17 protein-coding genes are annotated in these 14,427 nt (G+C 73.3%); 6 read left to right on the plus strand and 11 right to left on the minus strand.

What is annotated here, in order from left to right; translation table 11 throughout:
* Positions 1-108: 108 nt before the first annotated feature.
* Entirely contained in the window at positions 109-1,551 is a 1,443-nt protein-coding gene (locus ACRB68_RS08195) for a tetratricopeptide repeat protein (RefSeq protein ID WP_153531488.1), read from the minus strand.
* Positions 1,552-1,668: 117 nt separating this feature from the next.
* Here ACRB68_RS08195 and ACRB68_RS08200 point away from each other — a divergent pair, with 117 nt between their 5' ends.
* Both ACRB68_RS08200 and ACRB68_RS08205 read left to right on the plus strand, forming a co-directional pair.
* The gene (locus ACRB68_RS08200; protein ID WP_207709601.1) at positions 1,669-2,070 is read left to right on the plus strand and encodes an Imm10 family immunity protein; all 402 of its coding nucleotides are present in this window, start codon (positions 1,669-1,671) and stop codon (positions 2,068-2,070) included.
* A 100-nt stretch (positions 2,071-2,170) separates the two neighbouring features.
* Positions 2,171-3,076: an oxygenase MpaB family protein gene (locus ACRB68_RS08205; protein WP_153531489.1), complete on the plus strand. Its 906-nt coding sequence runs from the start codon at positions 2,171-2,173 to the stop codon at positions 3,074-3,076.
* Here the strand turns inward: ACRB68_RS08205 and ACRB68_RS08210 are convergent.
* From ACRB68_RS08210 to ACRB68_RS08230, 5 genes are read right to left on the minus strand one after another with little or no spacing between them, the layout of a single operon-like run.
* The gene (locus tag ACRB68_RS08210) at positions 3,073-3,942 is read right to left on the minus strand and encodes a RecB family exonuclease (protein WP_328593921.1); all 870 of its coding nucleotides are present in this window, start codon (positions 3,940-3,942) and stop codon (positions 3,073-3,075) included. The two genes, ACRB68_RS08205 and ACRB68_RS08210, sit on opposite strands and share 4 nt — an antisense overlap.
* Before the next feature lie 7 nt (positions 3,943-3,949).
* Positions 3,950-4,663 (minus strand): MBL fold metallo-hydrolase, encoded by a 714-nt coding sequence (locus tag ACRB68_RS08215; protein WP_328593922.1) that lies wholly within the window; start codon positions 4,661-4,663, stop codon positions 3,950-3,952.
* Positions 4,664-4,710: 47 nt separating this feature from the next.
* A complete protein-coding gene (locus tag ACRB68_RS08220; RefSeq protein ID WP_153531490.1) occupies positions 4,711-6,054 on the minus strand; it encodes a serine/threonine-protein kinase in 1,344 nt (447 codons plus the stop codon).
* A gap of 38 nt (positions 6,055-6,092) precedes the next feature.
* Positions 6,093-6,947 (minus strand): PHP domain-containing protein, encoded by an 855-nt coding sequence (locus tag ACRB68_RS08225; RefSeq protein ID WP_153531491.1) that lies wholly within the window; start codon positions 6,945-6,947, stop codon positions 6,093-6,095.
* 10 nt (positions 6,948-6,957) lie between these two features.
* Positions 6,958-7,605, minus strand: a complete 648-nt coding sequence (locus tag ACRB68_RS08230) for a DUF6758 family protein (RefSeq protein ID WP_153531492.1) — start codon at positions 7,603-7,605, stop codon at positions 6,958-6,960.
* Positions 7,606-7,677: 72 nt separating this feature from the next.
* Between ACRB68_RS08230 and ACRB68_RS08235 the strand changes: the two genes are divergently transcribed.
* The gene (locus ACRB68_RS08235) at positions 7,678-8,070 is read left to right on the plus strand and encodes an NUDIX hydrolase (RefSeq protein WP_153531493.1); all 393 of its coding nucleotides are present in this window, start codon (positions 7,678-7,680) and stop codon (positions 8,068-8,070) included.
* Here the strand turns inward: ACRB68_RS08235 and ACRB68_RS08240 are convergent.
* A complete protein-coding gene (locus ACRB68_RS08240; protein ID WP_153531494.1) occupies positions 8,021-9,067 on the minus strand; it encodes a CPBP family intramembrane glutamic endopeptidase in 1,047 nt (348 codons plus the stop codon). The two genes, ACRB68_RS08235 and ACRB68_RS08240, sit on opposite strands and share 50 nt — an antisense overlap.
* A gap of 48 nt (positions 9,068-9,115) precedes the next feature.
* Positions 9,116-10,057: an HpcH/HpaI aldolase/citrate lyase family protein gene (locus ACRB68_RS08245; RefSeq protein WP_153531495.1), complete on the minus strand. Its 942-nt coding sequence runs from the start codon at positions 10,055-10,057 to the stop codon at positions 9,116-9,118.
* Positions 10,058-10,096: 39 nt separating this feature from the next.
* Between ACRB68_RS08245 and ACRB68_RS08250 the strand changes: the two genes are divergently transcribed.
* Complete coding sequence (locus ACRB68_RS08250; protein WP_153531496.1) at positions 10,097-10,612, plus strand: hypothetical protein; 516 nt, start codon at positions 10,097-10,099, stop codon at positions 10,610-10,612.
* Here the strand turns inward: ACRB68_RS08250 and ACRB68_RS08255 are convergent.
* Entirely contained in the window at positions 10,609-11,496 is an 888-nt protein-coding gene (locus tag ACRB68_RS08255; protein WP_153531497.1) for an RNA polymerase sigma-70 factor, read from the minus strand. The two genes, ACRB68_RS08250 and ACRB68_RS08255, sit on opposite strands and share 4 nt — an antisense overlap.
* 12 nt (positions 11,497-11,508) lie before the next feature.
* Positions 11,509-12,063: a carboxymuconolactone decarboxylase family protein gene (locus ACRB68_RS08260; protein ID WP_153531498.1), complete on the minus strand. Its 555-nt coding sequence runs from the start codon at positions 12,061-12,063 to the stop codon at positions 11,509-11,511.
* 130 nt (positions 12,064-12,193) lie between these two features.
* Between ACRB68_RS08260 and ACRB68_RS08265 the strand changes: the two genes are divergently transcribed.
* Positions 12,194-13,471: a magnesium transporter MgtE N-terminal domain-containing protein gene (locus ACRB68_RS08265; RefSeq protein ID WP_153531499.1), complete on the plus strand. Its 1,278-nt coding sequence runs from the start codon at positions 12,194-12,196 to the stop codon at positions 13,469-13,471.
* Complete coding sequence (locus ACRB68_RS08270; protein WP_328593923.1) at positions 13,468-13,956, plus strand: DUF1003 domain-containing protein; 489 nt, start codon at positions 13,468-13,470, stop codon at positions 13,954-13,956. Before ACRB68_RS08265 ends, ACRB68_RS08270 begins: the two co-directional genes overlap by 4 nt.
* Here ACRB68_RS08270 and ACRB68_RS08275 read toward each other — a convergent pair.
* Positions 13,953-14,405: a MarR family winged helix-turn-helix transcriptional regulator gene (locus tag ACRB68_RS08275; protein ID WP_328593924.1), complete on the minus strand. Its 453-nt coding sequence runs from the start codon at positions 14,403-14,405 to the stop codon at positions 13,953-13,955. The two genes, ACRB68_RS08270 and ACRB68_RS08275, sit on opposite strands and share 4 nt — an antisense overlap.
* Positions 14,406-14,427: the final 22 nt, after the last annotated feature.

Here is a 14,427-nt window from a genome sequence, read left to right on the forward strand (position 1 = left end):
GCTCCGGACTGGGCTATCGTGCGGAGGGTCGCGTCCTATGGATGCGTGCACAGGTGCGTCGTCGTGCTGCTTTTGGCCGGGCTACACGGCGGCGCACTGTCATTCTCGTCAGGGGAACTTCAGCGGCGGCACCTCTTTCCGCAGTGCGGCGCGCGCGTCCTCGGTGAGGTGCTCCAGCTCCTCGACGAGGCCGGGCTCGCCGGCGGCGATACGGGCGGTCAGGATGCGCAGATACTCCCGCCGGGTCTGCTTCAGCAGCGGGTGATCCGCGCCGAGGACCCGCTCCCCCCGGTCCAGCACCTCTTTGAGGGCCTGCTGCGCGGAGTCCCGGTCGCCGTTCTCCTCCTGCCAGTGGGCCAGGAGGTACTGGGTCTCCAGGGTGTCGGGGTGGTCGGGGCCGAGGAGCCGGCGCCGAATGTTCCACACCCGCCCGAGTTCATGGAACGCATGGGCCGGTCTGCCGTTCTCGCCCCTCAGCACCGCCCAGGTCTGCAATGCGGCCAGCACCCGCGGATGCTCAGGACCGTACATCTCCATCCAGCGGTGGTAGAGGCGCTGGGCCATGTCGATGCACTCAAGGAGGAGGGCGGAATCACCCGAAAGCTCGTACTTCTCGTACAGACAGGGCATGAGGCCTTCGGCGGCCTCGTCCCGAGTGGCCAGCCGATCGCTCATGTTCCGGGCCTGCCGGAAGAGCGTGATCGCCTCGTCCAGGACACCGTGGTCGACGCCGTCGTAGTAGGCCAGCAGCGTCCAGGCGAGGGTCATCCTCAGCCGGGTCCCCTCCTCCAGGGAGCCGGCCGACCGCAGCGCCGCCCGGTAAGCAGCGATCATCTCCCGGACGTACTCCCGGTCGGGCGGGTCCGGGACGGCGGACGGCTGCTGCACGATGTGCACGTCGCCATGGACCGAGCCGACCTGGAACATGCCGCCACTGACACTGACGCCGAAGTCACCGTGGGCCGAACCGAGGTAGTTGTCGGCCGCGGCCGGCTCGTCCCGCTCCGCACCGGCGCGCGAGGCGATCTCGCGCAGCCTGCTCTCCACCCGCACCCGCGTGCCGGCGCCGTCGAGCATCACGAGCGTCTCGGCCGCCGCGAGGCGGACCTCGACGTCCATGGCCCCGTTCAGCACCAGGTCCCGAAGCCGCCGGGCCGTCTCCCCGCGCACGGTGGGCTCCAGCTGCGCGGCGTCGTGCGTGAGCGGGGCGAGGTGCCGCTCGGCAAGTTCGAGGATCTTGCGCCACTCGGCGCGCAGCGCCTCCTCGCGGGCGGGCCCGTCTTCTTCCGTGGCGTCGGCGAAGCGGCCGTGCGCCGACGAGCGGGTGATGCCGAGCGTGTCGCCGATGGTCTGCCAGGACACGCCCCGGGAACGTTCTGCGGCCACCGAAGCGTTCATCACGCGTTTGGCGAGGCCGTCGAGCTCGTGGGCCTCCTCGACCAGCGGAGCCGCGTTCCGGTCGAGCCGCCGCCTGACGATCATCCTCTCGAGCGACGCCAGGGCACCACCCGCCCGGGACTGGGCGAGCACGGCGACCAACGTATCGACCATCACCTTTGTATGGTGCCACCGGACATTCGTCGGGGTCAACCATACAGATCCGTCAGGCGTAACCTAACGCCCGCGACCGCGCAGGGCCTGTCGGACCACATCGTTAGGCTCTCGCAGGTGACCATGACCTTCAAGGCGAGCGAAGTCGGCGTCGACGATGACGGCGAGGTCCTCACCGCCGGCGTCGCCGAGGACCAGGACGGCGGAGCCGTGCTCATGTTCATGTGCATGCTCGACGAGCCCGACGAACAGGACGTCCACACCGGCATGGACTCCTACTGCGTCGTCACCGCGGACCAGGGGACGGCGTACGGAGCGGTGACCGAGATCGGCATCCAGGCCGGCGTCCTCCGGGTGGTCTTCGCCCCCGAGGCACTCCCGGCCCTCGGACTGCCCGACCCGGAGGTCGAGGTCACCCTCGACGCCGACGCCGACGCCATCGCGGAGTTCACCGAGGCGCTCAAGCGGATCCTGGCCTACGGACGCCCCGAAGCGAGGCCTGCCCTCACCCGCCTCTGAGCAGCACGGTCCTTCAGCGTGCGCACCCCCCTTGCGCGAGCGATGCCATGTAATGACACACTTACTGGAGTTTGTCTCATCGCTACCCCCGGAGGCGCGCATGCCCGCGACCGTCCAGCCCCCCGAGAGCGTCACCTGGCGTGTGCACATCGACCGGTCCATGTGGGTCGGCGGTGTCCGCAGCCTCATGCTCCAGGCCCTGCACCCGATGGCCATGTGGGGCGTGTGGCAGAACTCCAACTTCCAGGAGGACCCCCTCGGCCGCCTCCAGCGCACCGCCGACTTCGTCGGCGTCGCGACCTTCGGCTCCCCCGCCGAGATCGACGCCCTCGCCGCCAAGGTCCGCGGCATCCACCGCAGCCTGCGCATCCTCAACCACGACACCGGCAAGAAGGAGCGCCTCGACCAGCCCGAGCTGCTCCGCTGGGTGCACTGCGCCGAGGTCTACTCCTATCTGGAGGTCGCGCGCCGGGCCGGGCTCCCCCTCACCGGCAAGATGGCCGACCGGTACCTGGACGAGCAGCGGCACACCGCCACCTATGTCGGGCTGCACGCCGAGGACGTCCCCGGCAGCGTCGCCGAGATGGAGGCGTACATGAACGACATGCGGCCGCAGCTGCGGGTCACCGAGGAGGCCGCCGCGACCGTCAGGTTCCTGCTGTGGCCGGCGCTGCCGGAGAACCTGCGGTTCCTCAGCGCGGGCAAGCCGGGCTACTTCCCCTTCGGGGCGCTCTGCTACTACTCGCTGCCCGACTGGGCCCGCAAGATGTACCGGACGCTGCCGGAGGTGCCCCAGCCCGCCGTCACCGCCGCGCTCCGCTCCTTCCGGACGGCGATGAACACCATCCCGGAGAAGGTGCACGACTACGCCTTCGCCAAGCCGACCCGCGACATGCTGGAGCGCGCCCGGCAGTCCCTGGCCGCCGAGGGCTACGACACCGGCCGCGGCCTGTACGGCCTGCGCGACCCCCGCCGCTGGCCCCAGCGCACCCTGCAACCGGCCTAGTCGGCGGGCATCGCCGCCCAGGGCTCCTTCTGCGGGGCCGCCTCCTGGCCTTCCGGGCAGTGGCGGCGGTGGTCGCACCAGCCGCACAGGCTGCCGGTGCGCGGCGGGAACACCCCGTCGAACGGCCGGTGGTCGATCTGGTCGGGGCGGTAGGCGGGCTTCAGGCGGGTCTTGTACGCCTCGTCGGCCGCCGCCGCCTCGGCGGCGATCTGCTCGGCGCGGCCCAGGTGCCGGGCGAGGGACTCGTCGGTGTGCTCCCACACCGCGATCTCGCCGGACGGCAGGTGGTGCAGTTCGACGCGGTGGCAGGGGCGGCGCAGCACCCGCGCCGCCGCCAGCGCGTAGAGCGCCATGGCCAGCGAGCCGCGCGCGTCGTCGGCGGTCAGGACGTGCCGGCCGGTCTTGTAGTCGACGACGACGAGTTCGGGGCCGCGTTCGTCGAGCCGGTCGATCCGGCCCGACACCGCGATCCGGTCGGTGCGGGTGGCTACGGTGCGCTCCACCCCGACCGGCTCGTCGGCCGGGTCGAGCCGCGCGGCGTACCGCTCGATCATCTCCCGGGCGCGCTCGCGCTGCGCCGCGGACTGCGCGGCGTCGCGGTAGCCCTCGGTGAGCCAGCCGCGTTCCAGCAGCCGGCCGGCCGTCTCCGGGGTCCGTTCCTCCAGCGGCAGCCGCCACCAGCCGGCCAGCGCGTTGTGGACGCTGGCACCGAAGCTGTTGTGCGCCCACGGCGGGCCCTTCGGCGGCGCCGGACGGTCCAGATAGGTCATCCGGTACCGCCGGGGGCAGTCCAGCCAGGTGTTCAGCCGTGACGGCGTGCACGGGTACAGCCGTTGCGGCATCCCGTCGAAGCCGAGCTGCTCCACCGGGCCGCTACTCGTCGTCGTCGCCCTCGCGGGCCAGCGCGCCCCAGCTCTCCCAGCGGGCGTCCTCTTCGCCGACGGTGGTCTCCTCGCCCTGGCCCGGCAGCACCCGCAGGTCCTTGGGCAGCGGGGTGATGAGCGCGCCGATCGAGTTGAGCTGCTTGCGCAGGTCCTCGTAGGCGCCGCCGATCGAGCCGGGACGGCCGCGGTGCAGGGTGTCGCCGGAGAACAGCGCGCCGAGCTGCTCGCTGATCACGCACACGCTGCCGGGGGTGTGGCCCGGGGTGTGCACGATCTCCAGCTGGGCGCCGCCGATCTCGAAGACGCCGCCGTCCTCCAGCCAGATGTCGGGCTCCAGCGAACGCAGCGCCTTGGCGTCGTCCTCGTCGGACTCCTCCTTGGCGAGCCGGCCGAAGTAGTCGCGCCACAGCAGCCGGTCGGCGCGGTGCAGGGCGACGGGCGCCCAGTCCTCCTCGTCCTCCTCGCCGGCGGCGGCGACCTCGAGCGCCTCGGCGAGGTGGTGCTCGTTGCCGTCGGTGAGGATGACGGCCATCACCTCGCGCTCGCCCACCTGCTTGAGAACGGCCTCGGCGCTGAACGCCGGGTCGATCACGATGACCTCGTCGTCGTCACCGACGATGTAGGCGTTGTTCTCGACGTCGTACTCGGTGTCGTCCAGGGTGAGCTTCCCCGACGTCACGACCTGTTCGATGCGCGCGTTCACGCCCGCACCCTACCGCGCCCCGCGCCCGCCGTGGGAGCCCGCGCGGATCATCCGCCGTTCAGCGACACCTGCTGCTCGGGCGTGCCCTCCGCCTTGAAGGAGACGAAGGCGATCCCGCTGAGCGCGGTCAGCGTGATCTGGACCGGCTGCCCGGGCCGGACGGTGCCGTAGGTCCGGCTCATCGTGACGTTCGTCTGGTTCGAGGTCCAGTCGACCGGGCCGCCCTCGGCGGTCAGCGTCACGACCGCCTGCTTCTTGGCGTCGACGGCGACCCTCCCGGCCGGCGAGACCACCAGCTGGGGCGTGGCGGGTTTGTCCGATGCCGTGGGCTGGGCGGACGTGCCCGTCCGAGGGGTGTTGCGGGCCTGGGGCTTGCCCGGGTCCTTGGTGAGCGCCCAGATGACGGCCCCGGCGGCGATCAGCAGCGCGACCACCGACACCGCGATCGGCGCGAGCCAGCGGTTCCCCTGCTTCACCGGCGGGGGCGGCGGCTGAACCGGCGGCGGCGGCATGACGCGCGTCTGCGGCGGGGCGTCCCAGCGGGTGGCGGCCAGGGTGCGCCCCTCGGCCAGGATCTCGGCGTCCCCGCCGCCGTGGCCGATCAGCCGCATCAGCAGCTCGGCCGCGGCCGGCCGCGCGGCGGGGTCCTTGGCCAGCGCGGCCCGCACGAGCGGCCGCAGCGGCTCGGGCACCGCGCTCAGGTCCGGCTCGGAGTGCAGGATGCGGCCCATGACCGCCGGGATGGTGTCGGCGCCGAACACCGGCCGCGCGGCCGAGGCGAACGCGATCGTCACGCCCCACGCCCACACGTCGGCGGGCGGCCCGACCGGCGCCGCGCCGACCTGCTCGGGCGCCATGTAGGAGGGGGTGCCGACCACGGCGCTGGAGCCGGTGGAGCCGGGGTCCAGGGCCTTGGCGACGCCGAAGTCGATGACGCGCGGGCCGTCCTCGCCGAGCAGCACGTTGCCGGGCTTGAAATCGCGGTGCACGATGCCGGCCTGGTGGATGGCGGCGAGCGCGGTGGCGGTGCCGATGGCCAGGCGCTCCAGCTGGGCGGGCGGCAGCGGCCCCCGCTCGGCGACGACCCGGGCGAGCGAGGGGCCCGGCACGTACTCGCTGACGATGTAGGGGCGGTCGCCGTCCACGTCGGCGTCCAGCACCTGGGCGGTGCAGAAGCGGGCCACCCGGCGGGCGACGGCGAGCTCGCGCACGAACCGCGCCCGGTCCTCCTCGCCGATCGAGGTGCGCAGCACCTTCACCGCGACCTGGACCCCGTCCGGGCCGGTGCCGAGGTAGACGATGCCCTGCCCGCCCGCGCCGAGCCGCCCCTGGAGCGCGAACGCCCCGACCCGGCGGGGATCATCAGGCCTGAGCGGTGCGATGTCCGGCATGGAAGACCCCTCGTCGACGACGCCGGAATCGTACTGGCTCAGCCCCCCGCCGCGACGAGGGCCTGATAGGCCTCCGGGGCCGTCGTCTCGCAGCCGATGCGGTCGCCGGTGAGGGCGCCGTGGTCGTCGCTGGAGCCGGTGGCGGCCAGGCCGAGGGAGGCGGCGAGGGCGCGCAGGGCGGCGCGGTCGGCCGGGTCGTGGTCGGGGTGGTCGACCTCGACGCCGGCGAGCCCGGCGGCGGCCAGTTCCTCGATCACCTCGTCGCCGAAGACGTAGCCGCGGCGGCGCGCGCGGGGGTGGGCGAGCACGCTGACGCCGCCCGCCGCCGTCACCAGCCGGACGGCGCGGACCGGGTCCAGCGCGTAGCGGTCGACGTGGGCGCGGCCGCCCGGCGCGATCCAGCGCGGGGTGAACGCCTCGTCGATGGTCGCCACGGCGCCGGCGGCGAGGAGCGCGCGGGCGATGTGCGGGCGGCCGACGGCATCGCCCTGGGCGAGCGCCCGGACGCCCTCCCAGGTGACGTCCGCGCCGAGGTCCTGGAGGCGCTCCACCATCAGCTTCGCGCGGATCACCCGGTCGTCGCGGATGCGGGCCAGCTCGGCGGCGAGATCGGGATGGGCTGGGTCGAACAGGTAGCCGAGCAGGTGCAGGCTGTCGCCGTCCTTCTGGCAGGACAGCTCGATGCCGGGGACGAGCGTCATCCCGTCGGGCAGCGCGGCGGCGGCCTCGTCCCAGCCGGCGGTGGTGTCGTGGTCGGTGAGGGCGAGCACGCCGACGCCGTTCGCGTGCGCCCGCCGGACGACCTCGGCGGGCGGCCGGGTGCCGTCGGACACGGCACTGTGGCAGTGCAGGTCAATACGGGGCAGGTCGATACGGGGCAGGTCGATGCGCATGCGCTCTTGTCTACTCGTCCAGGCGGCCGCAGTGCGCCCCGTAGGGCAGATGGGGCTCCATGCCCGGTTCGCGGAGGTCGAGCAGGGTCTGCGGTTCCAGCATCAGCACCCCGGCGGTGGCGGGCCACAGCACCGCCCACAGCCAGTTGCCCATCGCCTCGCCGACGTAGACGGCGCGGTCGGGCGCGGCCTGCACCGACCACATCGACACGGTGCCGCCCGGGGTGGCGCGCGGGCCGCTGATGTCGACCTTGACCTGGGGCGGGACGCTGTCGAAGCCGGCGCCGGGGTCGGGCCCGTCCAGGCCGGCGTGGTGTGCGCCGAGGCCGACGCCGGGCTCCTCGGCGATCAGCAGCATGTCGGCGGGCCCGCCCAAAAGGTTCGGCCCGGACAGGGCGACCGCGCAGCCGCGCACGCCGGTGCGCTCGTCGCCGGCGGTGCCGAAGCCGGTGATCAGCCAGCCGTGCGGCAGCGGCCACGGCGTCCAGACCGGGACGCGGGTGTCGCTCAGCACGGCCGCCAGGCTCTCGGCGCCGGGCCGTTTGGACGGCTGGCGCGGCAGCACCGCCCCGTGCACCGGGCACGTCCAGTCGCTCGACCAGACGCTGGGCGCGCGCAGCGGGCCGACGCATCGTGGACACGTGGGCTCGGCCCTCATGATTACCAAGGGTGCGTCGCGGACCCCGCTACGTCAAGGTTCACCTGCGGAAAGGCGCGGCAAAATGGGGTCATGCGAGTGCGCTGCGTCGGCGGGATCGTGCGTGACGGCGAGGGCCGGCTGCTGATGGTCCGGCGGGGCCGGCCGCCGGGCGCGGGCCTGTGGTCGATCCCCGGCGGGCGGGTCGAGCCGGGCGAGGACGACGCCGCCGCGGTCGTCCGCGAGCTGTTCGAGGAGACGGGCCTGCGGGTCGCCGCCGGGCCGCTCGTCGGGTCGGTGGAGCGGCCCGGCCCGGACGGCGCGGTCTACGAGATCCACGACTACGCCGCGACGGTGACCGGCGGCACGCTGCGGGCCGGGGACGACGCCGCCGACGCCCGCTGGGTCGGCGGCGCCGAGCTCGCCGCGCTGCCCGTCACCCCAGGGCTGCTGGAGGCGCTGCGGTCGTGGGGTGTTCTGGCGTGACGGCCGCGATCCGCCGCCGCCGCGCCAGCCAGGTGATCACGGCGGCGTAGAGCAGGATCGAGAGCACGTCGGCGACGACGTAGGGCCAGGGGATGTCGCCCTGCTCGATGTCCAATTGGCCGGCCGCCGCCATCGGCAGGAACGCCACCAGGTTGTTGAACACGTGCAGGGCGATGGACGCCTCCAGCCCGCCGGTGCGCACCGCCAGCCACGCCGCGATCGCGCCGAACGCGAAGATGTCGAGCAGCCCCCAGCCGCGATAGCCGTGCGCGAACATGAACAGGATGGAACCCGTCACGATCCCGGGCCACGGCGTGCGGAACACCTTGCTGAGCGCGCGGCCGAGGGGCCTGGTGCTGTCCTGCAGGGTGCAGGAGCCGACCGCCTGCAGGATCCAGCCGCGGAACACGAACTCCTCGGCCGCCGACTGGAACGGGACGAGCAGCACGATCACCAGCGCCGGGGCCAGAAAGGCGCTCCAGCCGACCCAGTGCCCGTACTCGGGAGGGTCCCCGGCGATCTCCCCCGCCAGGATCGAGCCGGCGTAGGACAGGGCCATGACCGGCAGCGTCACCCCGCAGCAGACCAGCAGCCAGCGGACGCGCAGCCGCCCGGTCACCGACGCCAGCGTGCCGGGGCGGCGCCGCTCCACACCCCAGGCGACCAGCAGCGCCACCGGCAGCAGCAGCGCCAGCATGAGCAGGTTGATGGCCATGTCCGCGGTCGGGTTCGCGAAGGTCTTGCCGCCCTCGCCGTGCGGCACCTTGCCGGTGGCGATCACGGTGATGATCATCGAGATGATCGTCAGCGTGATCGCCACCACCAGCCCGCCGCCGACCAGCGCCAGGGCGGCCAGCACCGGCCGCCACCAGCGGTGCGCGGCGGTCCGCGCCACCTGGTGGAAGGGGACGCCCGGCCGCGGCGGGACCGCCCACACCCGCGGCTGCGGCGGCGGCGCGTACCGGACCCAGCCGCCCACATCCGTCGGTTCCGTCATCCGTCCGCCTCCCGTATGCCGCCTGCCTGGGAGGAATCGTAGGGCCGGTCAGCCCTCCGGCGGCTCGAACGCCTTGGTGCGGGTCAGCCCGGCGGCCCGGCCCTTGGCCGCGATCACCAGTGCCATCTTGCGGGACGCCTCGTCGATCATCTCGTCGCCGAGCATCGCCGCGCCGCGCCCCTGCACGGCGGTGGCGTGCTCGTAGGCGTCCAGGATCAGCTCGGCGTGGTCGTAGTCGTCCTGCGCCGGGGAGAACACCTCGTTGCCCGCCTCGACCTGCGCGGGGTGCAGCACCCACTTGCCGTCGAAGCCGAGCGCCGCCGACCGCTGCGCGACGCGGCGGAAGGCGTCCACGTCCCGCACGTTGAAGTAGGGGCCGTCGATCGCCTGCAGGTCGTGTGCGCGCGCCGCCATCAGGATCCGCATGAGGATGTAGTGGTAGGCGTCGCCCTCGGTGTAGCCGGGCGGCTGCTCCCCCACCACGAGCGTCCTCATGTTGATGGACGCCATGAAGTCGCCGGGCCCGAACACCAGCGTCTCCAGCCGGGGCGACGACGCCGCGATCGCGTCGATGTTCACCATGCCGCGGGCGTCCTCGATCTGCGCCTCGATGCCGATCCGGCCGGCCTCGTAGCCCATGGCGCGCTCGATCTGGGTGAGCAGCCGGTCCAGCCACTGCACGTGCGAGGGGTCCTGCACCTTCGGCAGCATGACGCAGTCCAGGTTGGCGCCGGCGCCCTCCACGACCTCGATCACGTCGCGGTAGGCGTAGGGGGTCTCCAGGTCGTTGACCCGCACCACCCGCACCTTGCCGGTCCAGTCGCCCTCGTTCAGCGCCCGCACGACGGCGCCGCGCGCCTGCTCCTTGGCGGACGGCGCGACGGCGTCCTCCAGGTCCAGGAAGATCTCGTCCGCGGGCAGGCCCTGCGCCTTCTCGATGAAGCGCGGGTTGCTGCCCGGCACCGCCAGGGTCGTCCGTCGCGATCGCATGCGCCGGATGTTAGCCGGGTGATGTGAGACGCTGGCGGCATGGGTGAGCTGAACGCGGCACTGGTGGAGGAGGCGGCCAAGAAGTCCGGGCTGCTCTGGCTGGACCTGCCCGGCCTGCCGCAACCGCGCGCCGCCTGGCACGTGTGGCACGACGGGTCGGCGTACGTGCTGACCGGCGGCGACGGCGAGCAGCCGCTGCCGGGCCTGCCCGAGGCCGAGCGGGTGACGGTGATCGTGCGCAGCAAGGACAAGGGCGGCCGGCTGATCACGTTCGTGGCGGCCTGCGAGCGCGTCGAGCCCGGCACCGAGCGGTGGGACGAGGTGCTGCCCGCCCTCGCCAAGGAGCGGCTGAACGCCCCTACCCACGAGGGCCAGATCGAGCGCTGGGCCACCGAGTCCTACGTGGTGCGCCTCACCCCGACCGACGAGATCACCGAGTCGCCCGGCGCCTACACCGGCGGCTACGCCTCGGTGCGGCCGGTGCCGAGCCCCGCGACGACCGCGGCGCCGCCGCCGAAGATGTTCGGCGGCAAGCGCCGCAAGGTCGACCGCTAGACCGGCAGCACCCGGCCGGTGCGGACCGCGCGCAGCTTGTCGGGGTTGGAGACCAGGTGGATCGCGGCGATGCGGCCCGCGTCGTCCACGTCGACCGAGACGGTGATGATGGGGCCGTCCGGGCCGTCGACGACCAGGGCCGGCTCGCCGTTGACGACGGCGCGCCGGTAGCGCATGTCGGCAGGCTCGACCCCGGCGTAGGGCACCCCGGTGACGGCCGCGAGGAAGCGCCCGACCTTGTCCGCGCCGTGCACGGTGCGCAGCGCCGCCCGCACCTTGCCGCCGCCGTCGGTCCACAGCGTGACGTCGGGCGCCAGCACCTCCATCAGGCCGTTGATGTCGCCGCCGAGCGCCGCCTCCAGGAACCGCTCGGAGGCGGCCCGCCGCTCCGCCCGCCCGGTCTCGTACCGGGGGCGGCGTGCCTGCACGTGCTTGCGGGCGCGGGCGCCGAGCTGGCGGACCGACGCCTCCGACCGGTCCAGCGCCGCGGCGATCTCGGCGTGGGGGAAGCCGAAGACCTCCTTCAGCACGAACACCGCGCGCTCCAGCGGGCTGAGCGTCTCCAGCACCACCAGCAGCGCCATCGACACCGACTCGGCCAGCTCGGCGTCCTCGGCGACGTCGGGCGCGGTCAGGATCGGCTCGGGCAGCCACGGGCCCACGTAGGTCTCGCGGCGCACCTGCGCCGACCGCAGCCGGTCCAGCGCCAGGTTCGTGGCGATCCGCACCAGGTAGGCCTTCGGCTCGGCGACGTCCGCGCGGGCCGCCGCCGCCCAGCGCAGCCAGGTGTCCTGGACGACGTCCTCGGCGTCGGCCGCGGTGCCGAGGATGCGGTAGGCCACCGCGAACAGCAGCCCGCGGTGCTCCTCGAACGCCTCGCTCATGCCCGGAGCCTTTCACGCCCTGGCGGGGATCTCGCACCGCTCCTTGAAGCCCTGCCCGGTCAGCCCGGCGGCGGCGTTGAACCGCGACCGCAGGTTCTCGACGGCGACCATCATGGTCAGCTCGACGAGCTGCCTCTCGCTGAGGAACCCGCGCAGCCCCTCGGCCATCTCGTCGGTGACCTGCGGCGGGTCGGCGGTCATCGCCTCGGCGTACTCCATCACCAGCCGCTCCCGCTCGGTGAACAGCTCGCTGTCGCGCCAGTGCGGCACCGCTTCGAGCTTGGCCAGCGGGATGCCGTGGGTGGTCGCCTCCCAGGTGCCGAAGTCCACGCACCACGAGCACCCGATCTTGACGGAGGCGACCATCACCGCCAGGTCCTTCAGCCCGTCCGGGAGCGCCTTCCACCGCTTGACCTGCATCTCGAAGACGCTGTCGGCGGTGGCGACGCCCAGGTGGTGGCCCATCGCCCGCAGCGGGTCCACCTCCGTGCCGAACATGCGGCGGCTGACCAGCGCGTACAGGCGGTAGCGCAGGGTGCGGGGCGGGTCCAGGGAGATGCGGGCCATGCCGGCTCCTTCGTCTGGTCGGTTCGGCTGTCGACCGTGCAGACGAGACGGCGCCCGCGAATGTGACATCCCTGGCAAACGACCGGTCTCCCCCCGGATGACCTCCATGATCACGGGTACGCTCTGGCCCATGAGCGCATCTGCGACACGGGTGTTCATCGCCCGGCTCGCCGGGATCGCGGTGTTCGACCCGGCCGGCGACCAGGTCGGCCGGGTGCGCGACGTCGTGGTGGCGCTGCGGCTCGGCGGCCGGCCGCCGCGCGTGCTCGGGCTGGTGGTGGAGGTCGGGCCGCGCCGGCCGGTGTTCCTGCCCGTCACCCGGGTCACCGTGATCGAGTCCGACGCGGTGATCTTCGACGGCCGGCTGAACATGCGCCGGTTCCAGCAGCGCGAGTCCGAGACGCTCGTCATCGCCGAGATGCTCGACCGCACCGTCCGGCTCTGCGAGTCCGGCGACCCGGTCTCGGTGGTGGACGTGGCGATGGAGCCGACCCGCACCCGCGACTGGCTCATCGGCAAGGTCGCGGTGCGCCGGCACACCGGCCGCGGGCTGCGCCGCCGCGGCGGCGAGAGCATGATCGTCGACTGGAACGCGGTGGAGGGCTTCTCCGCCGTCGAGCACGGCCAGGGCGCCGCCGGGCTGATCGCCGCGTTCGAGCGGATGAAGCCCGCCGACCTGGCCGGCATCGTGCACGAGCTGCCCGCCAAGCGCCGCACCGAGGTCGCCGCCGCGCTCGACGACGAGCGCCTCGCCGACGTCCTGGAGGAGCTGCCCGAGGACGACCAGATCGAGATCCTCGGCAAGCTGGAGGCCGACCGCGCCGCCGACGTGCTGGAGGCGATGGGCCCCGACGACGCCGCCGACCTGCTCGGCGAGCTGCCCACCGAGCAGCGCGAGCGGCTGCTCACGCTGATGGAGCCGCACGAGGCCGCGCCGCTGCGCCGGCTGCTCACCTACGACGACGAGTCCGCCGGCGGCCTGATGACCACCGAGCCGGTCGTGGTGCCGCCCGACGCCACCGTCGCCGAGGCCCTGGCCCGCATCCGCACCCCCGACCTCAACCCCGCGCTCGCCGCGCAGGTGTACGTGTGCCGGGCGCCGACCGCGACCCCGACCGGCCGCTACCTCGGCACCGTGCACTTCCAGCGGCTGCTGCGCGAGCCGCCGCCGACGCTGGTCGCCGGGATCGTCGACACCGAGCTGGACCCGCTGCGCCCGACGATGACGCTGGAGGCCGTCGCGACGTTCCTGGCCACCTACAACCTGGTCGCGGGCGCGGTCGTCGACGAGAACGGGCACCTGCTCGGCGCCGTCACCATCGACGACGTGCTGGACCACCTGCTGCCCGAGGACTGGCGCGAGACGGTCATGGAGGCCACCGCCGACGAGGCCGGGGGGACGCGGTGAGCGACCGCCTGGACCAGCCGCGCGAGCTGCGCCGCACCCTGCTGCCCCGCCCGCACTACGACCCCGAGTCGTTCGGGCGGCTGTCGGAGCGCATCGCCCGCTTCCTCGGCACCGCCCGCTTCCTGGTCTACATGACCGTGTTCGTGGCGCTGTGGATCCTGTGGAACCTGGTGGCGCCCGCGCCGCTGCGCTTCGACCCCTACCCGTTCATCTTCCTGACGCTGATGCTGTCGCTGCAGGCGTCCTACGCCGCCCCGCTGATTCTGCTCGCGCAGAACCGGCAGGACGACCGCGACCGCGTCCAGTACGAGCAGGACCGGGCCCGCAACGAGCGCAGCATCGCCGACACCGAGTACCTGACCCGCGAGATCGCGGCCCTGCGCCTGGCGCTCAGCGAGGTCGCCACCCGCGACTTCCTGCGCTCGGAGCTCCAGCAGATGGCCAAGGAGCTGGACGGCAAGGACCAGCTCCGCGAGCAGATCTAGGGCACGCAGGCCGGCTCGTCGGCCAGCTTGTCCAAAATCACACCGAACTGCTCCAGGTCGTCCTGGTCCAGCCGGCTCAGCAGGTACTCGCGCACCGCCTGCTGGTAGGTGGGGGTCGCCGCGTCCAGCCGGGCCCGCCCCGCGGGCGTCAGCACCGCGAACAGACCGCGCGCGTCGCTGGCGCACGACGCCCGCGCCACCAGGCCCTCGCGCTGCATCCGGTCGACCAGGCGGGTGAGACCGCTGCGCGACAGCAGCACCCGGTCTGCCAGGTCGTTCATGCGCAGCTTGCCGTTCGGGGACTCGCCGAGATGCCGCAGCACCTCGTAGGAGCCGAGCGCGAGATCGTGCTCGGCCAGCAGCAGGGCCTGCAGACGGCGGGAGATCAGCACCTGGGCGCGCAGCAGGGTGCGCCAGACGGCCGGCTCGGCACTGGACGGCGTTGTCACGTCCCGATGGTACGCCCGCGCG

Origin of the sequence: Actinomadura macrotermitis (assembly GCF_009604375.1) — a bacterium.
In the GTDB taxonomy this organism is placed as follows: domain Bacteria; phylum Actinomycetota; class Actinomycetes; order Streptosporangiales; family Streptosporangiaceae; genus Spirillospora; species Spirillospora macrotermitis.